Origin of the sequence: Archangium lipolyticum, from assembly GCF_024623785.1 — a bacterium.
GTDB classification, from domain to species: Bacteria; Myxococcota; Myxococcia; order Myxococcales; family Myxococcaceae; genus Archangium; species Archangium lipolyticum.
The window spans coordinates 14,760-29,377 of the sequence record NZ_JANKBZ010000018.1; the positions used below are offsets into that span (position 1 = coordinate 14,760).

The following is a 14,618-nucleotide window of genomic DNA, read 5'->3' on the forward strand; positions in this document are numbered from 1 at the left end:
TCCTCCTTCAGGGAAATTCTGCCGCCTCGGGCCGGACAGTCACGCGATAGGATTGTGACCTGCGTGACTGTCCTTCCCCTTGACTATTAGAAGGTGAACGGGAAGTCGATCGAGTCGCCCTGCACCTTGTGCTTCGGGAAGGTCCAACCCTTGATCAACCCGGAAATGCAGGTGGCCATGTAGGTCGAGCGGAACTCAGACGTCTGGCAAGACACGTTCTTCGTCTTCCCGTTCGTCTGGATGGTCCAGCGCATCACCAGCTTGCCACTCAGGCCCGGATCCTTCTTCTTCTGCTCGTTCACGCACTTCACGATGGCCGGCTTGTTGGCCAATACCACCTGCATGATGTCCGACTGACCGAGCTTCTCGAGCGTCGCACCCCCGCCAGGCTCCGGCGGGATGTAGGCCGTGGGCGCGTTGCGGCCAGACGCACTCTCCGTCTTGCCGGGCTTCTTCGTCCCAAAGAGCTCGTCGAACTCGTCGTCCGCATCACCCGATGAGCGCGCCGCCGGCTTGCTAGCGGTACTGCCACGCGAAGCCGTGATCGTCTCCCCATCATCATCCTCATTCGACGAGGGACGGCTCGCCGTGGGACGCGAGGTGCCACGTTTGGAGCCACCACGATCCGGCACCTCCGCACGGGCCACCTGCTGAGGCTCGGAGGGCTTCGTCGGCTCGGTCTGCGCGGGCGGCGGTGGGTTCGCGGCCGGTGCCGTCCCAGGGTTCGCTGCCGCAACCGCTGGCGCGGGGGGCGTGGTCGTCGGGCTCGTAGCGGCCTGGCCCGCCGCCGGCTGCGCCGTGGCCCCCGCAGGCGTACCCGCAGTGTTCTGCGCCACCGCCGCCGGAGGAGGCGGCATGGGCGGCAGCTCCGCCGGCTTCGGCTGGGCCGTCGTCGGAGCCTGCGCCACCGCCTGCTGCGTCGTCGCGGGCGTCTCCGTCTGCGACGAGGACTTCGTCGCGAAGTAGAACCCCGCGCCTCCGCCAACCAGCAGCACGCCCACGGCCACGCCGATGATCAGCCCCATCTTGCCGCCCTGCTTCGGCGCCTGGGCGGCCGAAGGCGGATAGCCAGGGTACCCCGCTGGCGGCGCATACTGCTGCACCGGGGGAGCAGCGTACGGCTGCGCGTATGCCTGCGGGGGCGGCTGTGCATAGGCCGGTGCCGCCGGAGCAGGCAGGTACGGCGATGCCTGAGCGGGAGGCTCGGCCATCATGGATCTCGGCGCCGCCACGGGCGCGGGCTCCGGCGGAGGCACATCGAGCAGCCCCGAGACCACGGGCTTTGCCTTCTCCTCCACGACCGCGGCCTTGGCCGCCGGCTTCGTCAGCGCCTCGTTCTCCTCCTTCACCAGCGAGGCGAGCACGCTCGCGGCCGACGGCTTCCAGCCCGACTCCTGCGCGGACGGACCCACCGGTGCCGGCGTGTTGGCCTTCTTCGAGAGAGCACCCGCGCTGAAGGCGGACTCCACCGGTCCGGATGCCACCGGCGAGGAAGACGCCACCGGCGCCGGCTCCACGATGACCGCCTTGGTCGGACGCGGCGCCAGCACCGACGCCAGCTCCGTGGCATCAGAGAGCGGAATCCAGTCGCTGAAGCCCGCGCGCCAGCACAGGCTGTCCGGACCGACCTCGCCCTTCTCCCAGTGGTCCTTCACCTTCTCGAGAGACAGCGGACCCACCTGCTTCTCTTCGATGGCGACGAACCACTCGTGCGCGGCCGCGGGCTTCACGCTCCCCGTCTCGGCCTCCGCCAGCTTGCGCACCGTCTCACCCGCGTCGGAGAGCGCCGACGCGTCAAGCTGGGCAGGGCCGTCTCCGACCGCCTCGCCCGCCGGAATCCGGTGAGATCCGGAGTTGAGCACCTGATCGAACACGGCACCCAGCTCGTCATCCTCGACACCGCTGAAGATGCCGCCCTCGGGAGGCGTGCCCAGCGACGCGGGCAGCCCGAAGCCGTCGCTGTTCGATTGACCCTGTGACGTGGCCGAACCGTTGCCGCTGTCGGCCTCGGTCCCCTCGTCCTTCGCCGGCGCCGAGCCGGCTGGACGAACCACGATGTTATAGCCGCACTTCTTGCAACGAACCTTGACGCCCTTCGCGCCAACCTTGTCGTCGCTGATCATGTACTGCGCGCGGCAGCTATCGCAGACGAAACGCATCGTTCCCCGCAACCCTCAGAAATGACGGGAGAAAACCCGCCGGAATCGTAGAGGTGGCATCCGGGGGGGTCAAGGACGCGAACCTCGCCCGCCCGGCTGCCTCTTTCAACGTGTGAATCCCCGTTTCGGGTCTCCACTTGCCCTCGAGCCGCACATCTACTTCCTTACCTGCACCTCCACATCCGTACCCACCGCGACACGCAGCTCGCGGAGCTCGTCGGACGTGGCGAACAGCAGCAGCTCCTTCAACTTCGCCTTCGGCGCCACCCGGAAGGCCGAGCCCGTCTCCCCCATCACCATCCGCTTGACGGGTTCGCACTCGCTCGCGGCGAAGAGGCCGGCACGCGCCGCCGTCAGCTCCGCCCCCTCCAGGTACTGGCGCACATCCGCGGGTGTGGCCGTGGGCAGATAGACCCGCGCCACCTTGGCCAGGGCCGCACGGCCCGGCTCGCCGATGCTCTTCTCCAACACCCGGCGCTCGGCGTCCACCATGCGCGGATCCACCGTGAAGCGCAGGTTGGGCACCACCAGGCTGAGCGCGGCCTGAACCACGGCCTCGAGCCGCTCCGGGGCCAGCCGCTGGCTGAAGGCCAGCTCCGGGCGCACCAGCGCGAGCGTCCGCCCGAGCAGGTAGTACGCCTCCTTCTGGCCCTGCTCCGCGAAGAAGCGTCCACCCGCGCGCACGCAGGCCGGGTGCGTCTGCAGCACCTCCACGTTCACGAGCGGATCCGGCGCCGGATCATTGGAGCGCTTCGCCATGTTCTCGCGGCGGCTCACCAGGTGCGGCGAGTACAGCTCCACCGCGTCCAGCCCGAAGAGGCGCGCCACGTACCGGTAGTGCTGCACGTGGTACTCCTGCGCACTCGCCAGGTCGATGCGGTGCTTCTTCGGGACGATCTGGTAGTTCTGGTGAGGCACCGCGTACAGGTGACCCACCTGCTCGAAGAGCAGCCCCATCAGCTCGGTGAACGGCCCGCGCAGCTTCGGGTGCAGCAGGTGCGTCTGCCACATCCGGTCCGGTAGCGGCCGCTGGGCCACCTCCTTGCGCTTCGCGTAGGGCCCCAGCTTGGTGAGGATCTCCTTCTCGTCATCCCCCGCCTCGCCGAGCAGGCCCGACACCGCCTGCGCGGCCATCCACGCGCTGTCGTAGTCCTTGCGCAGCGCGGACAGACGCACCAGCTGCGAGACGACCTTGCGAGCCTCGTTCGTGTTCGGCAGGGCGCGGCGGAGCGCGGCGATGGCCTCGTCCTCCTTGCCCGGAGAGGCCGCCGCCAGCTCGGCGTAGATCTCCTGCACCTGCGCGTCGTCCGGGAGGCCCTTGGCGACGACACCGTAGGCCGCCACCGCGCCCTCCTGGTTCTTCAGCACCTGGCGGTACAGGTCACCCAGCGCCCGCCACAGCGCCATGCGCGCCACGTGCGTGTCGGGCGTCTTCGGCATGCGCCCGAGCATCTTCGCGTAGTTCTCCTCCAGCGCCTTCCACTGGCCCGCGCCACCCAGCATCGCCTCGAGGGAACTGAAGGCCTCGACGAAGCGGTGATCCAGATCCAGCGCGGTGTTGAAGGCCACGGCCGCGCCATCCACGTCGCGCAGCTCGTCCCGGCGCAGCTCGCCGAGCGCGAACCACACCCGCTTCGCCTTGTTCGGCTCGGCGGTGATCGCCGGCAGCCTCAGCATCCGCTCCAGCATGTCCGCGGCCTTCTGGCCCTGGCGCGTCTCACGCAACAGCACGTAGAGCGCGTCCAGCACCTCGGGCGACTCCGGTTGGATCTTGAGCGCCCCGGTGTACGCGTCGATGGCCTGATACGGATCCTTCAGCTTCTCGCGCGCCAGCTGGCCCAGCTCCAGGAAGACGCCCACCTTCGCCTCGCCCTCCAGCACGTTGGCCAGCTGCAGGCGGAGGTCGGCGGCCCGCTCCCACTTGCCGGCCTTGTCCATCAGCGCCACCAACGCACGCAGGGACGCCTCGTGGTTGGAGTCGATGGCCAACGCCTTCTCGAAGTGATTCTGCGCGCGGTCCGCCTGGTTCAGCTTCGCGTAGATGTCACCCTGCTGCCAGTAGACCTCCACCACCTCCATGTCGGTGAGCTCTTCGCGGTGGTGGATGAGGATCGTCTGGAAGATGCGCAGCGCGTCCTCGTACCGCTTCGCGTGCACCAGCAGGTGGCCGTAGCCCTCGAGCGCCGGCAGGTAGGTGGCGTCGAGACCGTACGCCTTCTCGTAGGCATCGAGCGCCTTGTCGCGCTTGCCCAGCTTGTCCGCCACGTAGCCCTGCCGGTACAGCTGCCGGCAGAGATCCGCGGTGAGCGCGGCGTCCTTCTCCGCGATGGCCTTCTCCGCCATCTTGCGCACGACGATGTCGAGCATCCGCTCGGCCGTCACCCAGTCCTCACGAGCGCTGTAGACGTCCGCGAGCGGACGCGCCGCCTCCAGGCTCTCCGGCGAGTACTTCAAGGCTTCCTCGAAGTAGGCCGTGGCCGTGTCCGGATCGCCCTTCGTCTCCGCGTTGTAGCGCGCCACCTCGAGCAGCGCGCGCGTCTTGGCCTCGCTGTCCTCGGTCTGCTGCGCTTCCTGGAGGAGCGTCTGCTCGTAGCCGGTCCAGTCCTTCTCCTGCTCCTGGATGCCCTTGAGGGCGCGGATGCTGGGCAGGTGGCCCGGGTCGATCGCGAGGGCCTGCTGGTAGCACGACCGGGCACTGCCCGTGTCCATCAGCATGTCCTCGTTCATCTTGCCCATGCGGAAGTGCAGCTCCACCGCGTCGGGCGCGTAGCCGGCGATCTGCGCCTCGCGCGCCAGCATCTCCAGCGCGAAGGGCCAGTTGCCGCTGCGCTCGTACAGTTTGCCGAGCGCGTGCAGCGCGGGCCGGCTCCCCGGATCCACCTCCAGCGCGTAGCTGTAGGTGTTCACCGCCCGGTCCACCTGCTTGAGCTGCTGGTGGTAGACGTTGCCGATCTCCACGTACAGCTCGGCCTGCTCCTGCGGAGACGTGGCCAGTTGCAGCTGCCGCTCGTAGGCCTGGACCAGATCCTCCCACCGCCCCTGCATGCGCCGCAGGCGGATCAGCGCCTTGATGGCCTGCAGGTTCTGCGGATCGATGGCCAGCACACCCTCGATGAAGGCGTCCGCGTTGGCCGGGTTCTGGTACTTGTCCTCCCAGATGCTCGCGCAGCGGAACAGCACGCGCACCCGCTCGCGGTAGTCGGTGATGACCTCGAGCATGCGCTCGTAGGTGGCGAGCAGCTCCGCCGGTTGATCCAGCCGCGTGTGCAACCGCTCCAGCGCATCCAGCGCCTCACGGTTGTACGGCTCGAACTCCAGCGCCTGCCGGTACGCGACCACCGCGGCCTCGTCATCGCCGATGTCGCGCTCGTAGACGCCCGCGATCTCCACCTGGATGCGCGCCCGCTCCTCCACCGTGGCCGCCAGGTCTCGCGCCCGGAGCAGCGTGGACGCCACGTCCGGCCACGACTTCTGGCGGCGGTAGAGGTCGGTGAGGACGCCCAGCGTCTCCGCGTCCGGCTCCAGGTCCAACGCACGCAACAGCGCGCCCGCGGCCTCCACCGGATCATCGTGGCGCTCGTCCCACACGCGGGCGATCTCCCGCAGGATGGCCTTGCGCGCCTCGATGGAACCGGCGGCCTCGATCTTTTGCTCCAGCGCCACCACGTACTCGCGGTCGCGGCCACGTCGCTGGAACATCCCCGCCAGCCCGTCGAGAGCCGTGACGTTCGTCGGATCGAACTCGAGGATCTTCCGCAGCGCGCCCTCGGCCGCCGTCGCGTCGTCCAGCTTCAGGTCGTGGACGCGTGCCAGCGTGGCGTACATCCGCTCGGCCAGCGGACCCCGGGGCAGGTTGTCCGCCACCTCCTCGTAGACGGCGGCGAGCTCCTCGTGCGAGCCCGTCTCGTCGGCGAGCCGCTCCACCTCCTCGCGCAGCGTGTCGTCCGCCGCGTCGATCTGCAGCGCGCGGCAGAGCGCCAGGAAGGCCACGTCCTTCTGGCCGAGCCGCTGCTCCTGAACCCTCGCCAGCTCCTTGAGGGTCGCCAGCTTCTCCTCTTCGGTGACGAGGTGCGGCAGGTAGCGGTCCACCACCTGCGCGTAGGCCCGCCAGTCGTTGTTCCCACGGTACAGCTCGCAGACGCGCTCGTAGGCCGTACGGTTGGCGGGGTCGATCTCCAGCACCTTCTCCAACGCGCCGGCGGCCAGCTCGGGCTTGTTGCCCGCGCCGGACCACAGGTCCGCCACCGCGAACCACGTGGCCACCGCCTGGTCACGCTCCTCGGCCTGCTGGTGCACCTGCACCTTCAGCTCGAGCGCGCGCACCGCGTCGTTGTAGGCCCGCAGCGAGAGGAAGAGCGCGTGCACGCGCTCCAGGTCCGCCACCGCGTGCGGCTCCACCTCCAGCGCGCGGCGAGCCGCGTCCAGGGCCTCCTCGCGACGGCTCACGCCCGCGAGCACCTCGGCCAGCCGCAGGCGCAGCGCCTTCACGCCCTCGGCCGAGTCCTGCAGCGGGATGAGCCGCCGCAAGACGCCCACCAGCTCCTCCGCCTGCCCCGTCTCCTCGTAGAGCTCGCGCAGGGTGTCCAGCACGCCCCGGTGCCGTGCGTCCCGCTCCAGCGCGGCCTTGAGGTAGGACACCGCCGCCTCGGGCTGCTTCAACAGCCGGTACAGCACCCGGCCCAGCCGCTCGTTGAGCCGCACCACCTCGCGCGGATCCAACGTCTGCGCCAGCCGATCGGCCAGCAGCTTGCGCAGCTCCTCGTGGCGGCCCGACTTCTCGTAGAGGGCCTCCAACGCGGTGAAGGCCTGCTCGTTGCGCGCGTTCTTCGCCAGCAGCTCGCGGTACAGCTCGATGGAGCGATCGATGTCCTCCAGCCCCTCGGCGGACACCTGCGCCATGCGCGTGAGCACGCGCTCGCGCTCCGGACCGGTGACGCGCTCGGCCTGCAGCTTGAGGATGTTGTACAGCTTGTCGTACGCACCAGCCGAGTCGTAGATGGTCTCCAGCAACCGCGCCGAGGCCAGGTGCCCAGGCTCCAGCTCCAGCACCTGCTCGAACGCGGAGGCCGCGCGGTCCATGCTGTCCAGCTTCTCCTGGACGAGCTGGCCCAGGCGGAACAGGAAGCCCACCTTGTCCGCCTTCTCCTCCGCCGTGGAGGCCAGCGCCTCCAGCACGTTGGCCAGCTCCGGCCAGGCCTCCAGCGCGACGTACAGCCGATCCAGCGCGACCAGCGACTTCTGCTGCGACGTCGGATCCAGCGTGCGCGCACGCTCGTAGTAGATGACGGCGCGCTCGGGCTCCTGCAGCCGCGACTCGAAGAGCTGGCCCAGCTTCAGGCACATCTCCGCCGCCTCGGAAGCCTCGGCCACGCGCGGCAGGGACTCCTCGTAGACCACCACCAGCTCGTCGTACGAGCCAGCCGCGTCCGTGGCGTTCTCCAGCCGATGGCGCAGCTCGCCGTCGTTCGGGTCCTCCTTGAAGGCCCGGAAGAGCGCCAGGAAGGTGAGCTCCGGCTCCCCCTGGCTCTCGCGCAGCGTGGCCAGCTCGCTCAGCAGCGTCTTGCGCTCGTGCGCGTCCGGCGACACACCCACCCGCGTCTCGATGAGCGACGCGAGCCGCCCGGCGTCACCGCTCGCCCGGAAGGCGCGCAGCAGCGTCTCCACCGCGAGCAGGTTCTGCGGCTCGCGGGCCACCAGCGCCTCCAGGCGGCCCACCGCGCCCGCGTGGTTGGGCTGCAGCGAGAGCACCTCGCCGTAGAGCGCCAGCGCGCCCGCCTTGTCCAGCAGCTTCGTCTCGCGCACCACCGCGAGGCGGAACTTCGGCTCCAGCCCCTCCTCGGGCGACACGAGCGCGATGCGGCGCGACAGTACGTCCGCCAGCTCCGGCCAGCGCTCCAGCTTCTGGCACAGGCCGTCCATCCGCGTCAGCGCGGCGGTGTCGTCCGGCTTCACGTCCAGCAGGCGACGCAGGGTGGCCAGTGCGCCCAGCCCGTCCTGCAGCTTCTCCTCCTGCAGCACGGCGATCTGCAACAGCACGGAGGCACGGCGGGCCGGCTCCTCGGCGCTCGCGAGCTGGCGGCGCAGCACCTCCAGCAGCTCCTGCGGCGTGCCCGAGTCGGCCACCAGCCGCGCCACGCTGTCGAGCGCGTCCGTGTCCGTGGGCCGCAGCGTCAGCACCTTGCGCCACGAGGCCAGCGCCTCGTCGTCCTCGCCCAGGCGCGCCTGAAGCTTCGCCAACGCCCGGTACAGCTCGGCGCGGGCGTTGTCCGACGCCCGGGGAGCGATCTCGGAGAGGACGGCCGCGAACTCCTCGGCGGCCCCCGCCTTGTCCACCAACGAGAGGCACAGCTCGAGCGTGCGCGCGTCATCCGGCTGCTCGCGCAGCGCGCGCGTGGCCGAGAGGAACGCCATCTCCGCGTTCTCCAGCGGGCCCGCGTACGTCTCCGCGATGCGGCGCAGCAGCGCCGCGCGCTCCTGCGGCACCGGCTCGGCGGAGATGCGCGACTCCAGCATCTGCACCTGCTTGAGGTGGTCTCCCACCGCCGCGAACACCGGCTCGAGCGCCAGGGCGGCCTGGCCGCGCAGCGGGCTGTCCGAGCGTGCCATCTCCTCCAGCGCGCCCACGGCACCGGCGTGACCGGCCCGGCGGCGGAGCACCTCCTGGAACAGCGCGAGCGCTCCGCGCGGATCGTCCAGGCGGCTGAACTTCAAGCGGCCCAGGCGCACGCGCAGATCACTCCCCTCCTCCTGGGCGTTGCGCGCGTCGGTGAGCTGGATCTCCCGCTCGATGTGCTGCGCCAGCTCCGGCCAGCGCTCCATCTGCGTCAGCACGCGACCGAGCAGCTTGAGCGCGTTGGCGTCCTCGGGCCGGCGCTCGAGGATATCTCGGTACGTCTGTGCCGCGAGCGCCTTGTCGGAGAGCGTCTCCTCGGCGAGGTGCGCCAGCTCGAAGAGCACGTTCACCTGGGTGCTGACGGACGACTCGGCCGCCACCTGCCGGCGCATCACCAGCGCCAGCTCGCGGGTCGCACCGGTGCGCCGGTGCACGCGGGCGATGGACTCCAGCACCTGCTTGTTCTGCGGATCGCGCCGGCTGACCTCCTCCAGCGCGCGCACCGCCAGGTCGTAGCGCTTGAGGCGCCCGTCGTAGATGCCCGCGAGCCGCCGCCACAGGTCGCCCGCCAGGGGCTCCGTGGCACCCCGGTCGAGCTGATCCTCGTACGCCGCCGCGACCTCCTCGAAGGAGCCGGAGTCGGCCGCGAGCCGCTCCAGGTCATCGCGTACGCCGTCATCCTGCGGGGACTCGTTGAAGGCACGCAGGCGCGCGGCGAAGGCGAGCGACGTCTGCCCGAGCGCCTCGCGCAGGGTGGCGATCTCCTGGATGCGCTCCAGCTTCTGCGCGGGCACCGTCCCCGGCAGCAGCACCTCCAGCACCTCCACCAGCTTCCGGGTGTCGTTGAGGCCGCGGTAGACCGGCTCCAGCAGCCGCGCCGCCTCCACGCGCTGCGCGTCGACCTGGAGCATGCGCTCCAGACCGGCGACGGCCTGCGGATCTCCCGGGGCCAGCCCCATCAGCGCGCGGTACGCGCTCAGCGCCTCGGCGTGGCTGCCCTCCTTCTCCAGCAGCTGCGCCCGGCGCAGGATGAAGCCGCGGCGGGACTCGACGTCCGTGGCCAGCTCGGAGAGCTGGTGCAGCACGTCCGCCTGCTCCACGAAGCGCCGCGTCTTGGCGAACAGCTTGTCCAGCGCGAGCAGGCCGTCGGCCGCCTTGCGGATGGCCAGCGCCGAGCGCCACGTCTCGATGGCCTTCGCGTCATCGCCCGCGGCGGCGAAGGACTCGCCCGCCTTCACCAGCAGGGCGCGCCGCTCCTCGGGATCCTTGGCCAGCGTCGACTGGGTGGCGTAGACCTCGGAGAGGTTCTTCGCGTTCTGCCCCCGCTCGTACAGGCGCGACAGGGCCTCGAGCGCCTGCCGATCCTGCGGCGCGTCCTCGAGGATCTTCTTCCAGACGCTGGTGGCCTCCTCCGTCTGGCCGAGCTGCTCGCGCAGCTCCGCGGACCGCCGCAGCAGCCCGACCGCCGACGCGTCACCCTCGGGCAGATCCGAGGCGGCCTCCTCGTACAGCTCGGCCAGCATCTCGTGCGAGCCCGTCTCGCGCGCGAGCCGCTCCAGCTCCGACTGCAGGCCCTCGCGATCCAACCCGAGCGAGAAGGACTTCACCGCCGCCATGAAGGCGAGCGACGGCTGCTGCATGTCCTGCTCGTAGATGCGGCGGATGTCCGCGGCGAGCTGCGCCTTCTCCGTGCTGAGCGCGGAGTCCATGCGCGCCTCGCGCAGCGCCACGCGGCGCTGGTGGTCGCCCAGCCGGGCCAGCACCGGATCCAACACATCCAGCGCTCCCGCGCTCATCGGCACCGCGGCCTTCACCCACTCCTCGAGCGCCGAGCGCGAGCCGGGGTGACCGGGGTCCTCGGAGAGGATGCCCTGGTAGAGCTGCAATGCCGCGTTGGGGTCATCCAGGCGGGTGCGCAGCAGCTCGGCGAGGCGGAAGGAGACCTCGCGGCCCTGCGGGCTCTGTCCCTCCTGCGTCCGGCGCAGACCGAGCGCCCACGCCAGGTCCTTCGGGCGGTTGAGCTCGTTGTAGAGGCGATCCAGGGAGGTGGCGGCCTCGCGCTGCAGCGGATCCCGCTCGGCGATGGCACGCCACGCGGCGGCGGCGCTCTCCTTGTCGGACAGCTTCGACTCGTGCAGCAGGGCGGCCTCGCGCAGGTGCGCGAGCTGCTCGGCCGGCTCGGCCGCGGCGGCGGCGAGCTTCTCCAGCACCTCGGCGAGCGCGGCCCACTCCTCGCCCGCGCGGTGCAGGCGCTGCAGTGCGCGCAGGCAGTCGAGGTTGCCCGGCTCCAGCTGCAACAGGGCGCGCAGCGACTTCACCGCGGCGTCGCGATCGTCGAGCTTCTTCTCCTGGACCTCGGCCAGCTCGCGCAGGAGTCCGGCCCGGGCGGCACCCGTGCTCCCCTCCTCCGTCAGCTCGATGAGGATCTCCGCGAAGGCGTCCAGCGAGTCCGCGTCCTCGGCGGCCTGGCGCGCGGCGGCGCGCAGGGGCAGATCCCCCGGCGCCAGGCGCAGGGCCCGGGCGAGCGAGGCGAAGGCCAGCTCGGGCTGGCGCAGCTGCGTCAGGTGCACCTGGGCGGCCTGGCGGAGCGCCAGCACCCGGGCCGCGTCGTCGCGCGCCACCTCGGCGAGCACGTCCAGCGCGGCCACCAGCTTGCGGTGGTCCTTGGTGGCCTCGTAGGCGGGAATGAGGGCCCTCGCGGCCTCCTCGCGCGCGTTGCCATCGGCGAGCATTCCCTCGAGCGCGGCACGGGCATCCGTGTCGGAGGGGCGCTGGCGGAGGATGTCCGCGAAGCTGCGCACCACGTCCGTGCGGTCACCCGACGAGTCCTGCAACACCTGCGAGCGCTTGAGCGTCAGCCGCGCCACGCGATCCAGGTCGCCCGCGTCCTCCGCGAGCGCGATCTGCCGTGCCAGCACCTCGCCCAGCTCGCGCTTGCGGCCGGCCTTCTCGTACAGATCGGCCAGACGCGGCAGGTGACGCACCTCGTCCGCGCCCGAGTGGATGGCGGCCTGGAGCGCCTCGGCGGCCTGCAACGGACGGCCCAGCTCGGCGTTGAGCTCCACGAGCTGCATCTGCAGCTCCACCTTCTCCGCCTTGGTGGCCGTCAGGATGAGCTTGCGCAGCAGCGCGTCCGCGTCCGCCGCGCGCCCCGCCTTGCCGTACAGCTTGATGAGCCGGCTGAGGACCTCGGGCGACTCGGGCACCCGCTGCAGCGCGACCTCCAGCGAGCTGATGGCCTCCGGGAGCGCCCCGGACTCGTCGGCCAGCTTCGAGGCCTCGGAGAGCAGCTGCACCGCGAGCGCGGGCGCCTCCGCCTCCGTGGCCAGCGCCTTCAGCACGCGCACCAGCTCGGCGTGGGCCGACAGGTCGTGCGCCAGACGCGCCGCCTCGGCGCGGTTCACCTCGTCCGCGGGGGCCTCGCGAATGGCCTTCATGCGCAGATCGAAGGCGGCCCGGCCGTCGGCGAGCTGCTTCTCGTGGATGCCGGCGATCTGACCGTACAGCCGCTGGCGCACCGCCGCGTCCTGGGTAGCCTCGAGCTGCTGCAGCATCGCGGTCACCTGGCGCTGGTGGTCACCGTTGCGGCCGTAGTGGCCCGCGAGCGCCTCGGCGATCTCCGCCGTGCGCACGCCCGCCGCCGCGAGCCGCTCGAGCCCGCCCAGCACCACCCCCGTGGAGACGTTCTCCGCGAGCAGCTGCAGGAAGAGGCCCGCCGCCTCCTGCGGACGGTTCAGGCGCTCGGCGTACAGGCGGGCCTGACGTCCCGCCCAATCGGTGCGCTCCACCTGCGTCTCGGCCAGCTTCGCCAGCTTGCCGGCCAGCGCCGCGGCCTCCTCGAACTTCGACAGCGCCACACACACCGCCTGCAGGCGCCGCACGGGACCCGGGTCCTCCGGGGAGAGCTTCACCAGCTCGCGCACCATCGGCTCCAGCTCCGCCGGAGACGCACCGGTGGCCTCGCGCCGGGCGATCTCCCCTTCCAGACGCACCTTCGGGTCATCCGCGAGCGCGGCGGCGCCCCGGAGCGACTTCACCGCCTCCTGCGCGGCGCTGTCACCCGGAGCGCGCGCGAGCACCTCCCGCCAGGCCGCCTCGGCGCCCGCGGGATCCGCCAGCGAGCCCTGCAGCAGCTGCGCGAGGTGCCGCCAGAGCGGGAGGGAGGCCTCGGGAGGCGCGACCTGGGCCGCACGCCGAATCGCCGCCGCGAGCGCGGGCTCCGCGTGGGCCTTGCTCGCGTGCTCCAGCACGGAGTCCAGCAGCAGGGGCCGGGTCGGATCCAACGCCAGGGCGCGGGCCAGCACCTCGAAGGCACCCCGCGCGTTGTCCGCCTCCTCGTAGAGGAGAGCGAGTCCCTCGCAGAAGGCCACGCGCTCGGCGCGCGGACGCGGGGCGAGCATCGCCAGGTCCAGCAGTGGCTCCAGCCCCTCGAAGTTCTCCTCCTCCGCCAGCAGGCGGACGAGCTGGAAGGCCGCGAGCGCGTTGGCCGGATCCACCTTGAGGGCGGCCTCGAGGTGCACCTTCGCCGCGTCACCGTCCTTCTGATGCAGGCAGAGGTCCGCCAGGCGCAGCCGCAGGGCCACCTGCGTCACGCGGTCCTTCACCGTGCCGAGGTAGCGCTCCAGCATGGCGAGCGCCTCCGCCCCACGGCCCTGCTCCAGCAGCAGCTCCGCGCCCAGGCTCGCCACGTCCGCGCGAGCCGGATCCACCGATACGGCCTTCTCGAAGGCGGCGAGCGCCCCGGCCGCGTCATTCAGCCGCGTGAGCCGCAGCGTGCCCAGCCGCAGCCAGAGGTCCACCTGCGCGTTGCGCTCGCGGGCCTCGTTCGCCAGCGTCTCGATCCACGCCTGCGCCGGAGTGAAGTCCCCATTGCGCTCGGCCACGCGCTCGATGAGGTTGAGGGCCTCGGGCATACCGGGCCACAGCAGGAAGCAGCGGTCCAGCGCCTCCTTCACCTTGTCCACCGCGGCCGGCTCGTACCAGGCGTGCAGCTTGGCCACCAGGAGGGACAGCCGCGCCGCGCTCTTGCGATCGCGCTCCTCCAGCGACATGCCGCGCAGCATGCGGGCACGCTCGCGCCACGTCTGCTCGAAGCGCTGCAGCGTCTGCGTGGCCTTCTCCGCCCGCGCGTTCTGCGGATCCAGCTCCCGCACCACGGCCAGCGCCTGCTGGGCGAGCACGTGCTCGGTGGGGTCCTCCACCAACCGCTCGGCGAAGGCCACGTACTCCTCCACCATGCCCTCGCCACCGAGCGTGGCGCGCTCGCGCTCCAGCGATTCGAAGACGGGCTGGAAGCGCTCCTCGGACAGGAGCAGCTGGCGCGCGCGCTTGAAGGTGGCGCGCTCCGGCTTCGCGCGAGCGGCGCGCTGCAGGCACAGCACCGCGCGGTCGCGCCGGAACAGCTTCTGCTCGTGGAGGTTGGCCGCCTTCATGAAGGACGCCGCGGCCTCCTCACCCTGGCTCAGGGCGCCCAGGCGCTCCAGCACGTCGACGAGCCCGGCCATGTCCTGGCGCGCCTCGTAGACGGTCCTCAACCCGCGCAGCACGGGGCGAACGTCCTCGGCGATCAGCAGCGCGCGCCGCAGCAGCTCTTCCGAGCGGGCCGGGTTGCGCAACCGCTCGTAGGAGAGCTGAGCCGCGCGAACCAGCACCCGCGTTGCCTCGGCGGCGGGAGTCTCCCGCGCACGTCCCTCGTAAAGACGGATGAGGTCCTCAACTCGGCCTGCCTTCTCGAGTGCGGCTTCCGCTTCGGCGAAAGGCCGGTCGGAAACGACACGCTCGGCGGGTCGACGGAGGTTCGGCTGGTCCATGTAAGGCGGGCCTCGCGAAAAGAAAGGGGGCGGAGA

General features: G+C 71.2%; 2 protein-coding genes. Both read right to left on the reverse strand.

Annotated elements, in window-relative coordinates; all coding sequences use genetic code 11:
- Positions 1–86 precede the first annotated feature (86 nt).
- Positions 87–2,159: an adventurous gliding motility protein GltJ gene (gltJ, locus tag NR810_RS31535; protein WP_257458121.1), complete on the reverse strand. Its 2,073-nt coding sequence runs from the start codon at positions 2,157–2,159 to the stop codon at positions 87–89.
- 156 nt (positions 2,160–2,315) lie between these two features.
- Positions 2,316–14,582, reverse strand: coding sequence for a tetratricopeptide repeat protein (locus tag NR810_RS31540; protein WP_257458122.1), 12,267 nt, complete (start codon positions 14,580–14,582; stop codon positions 2,316–2,318).
- Positions 14,583–14,618 lie beyond the last annotated feature (36 nt).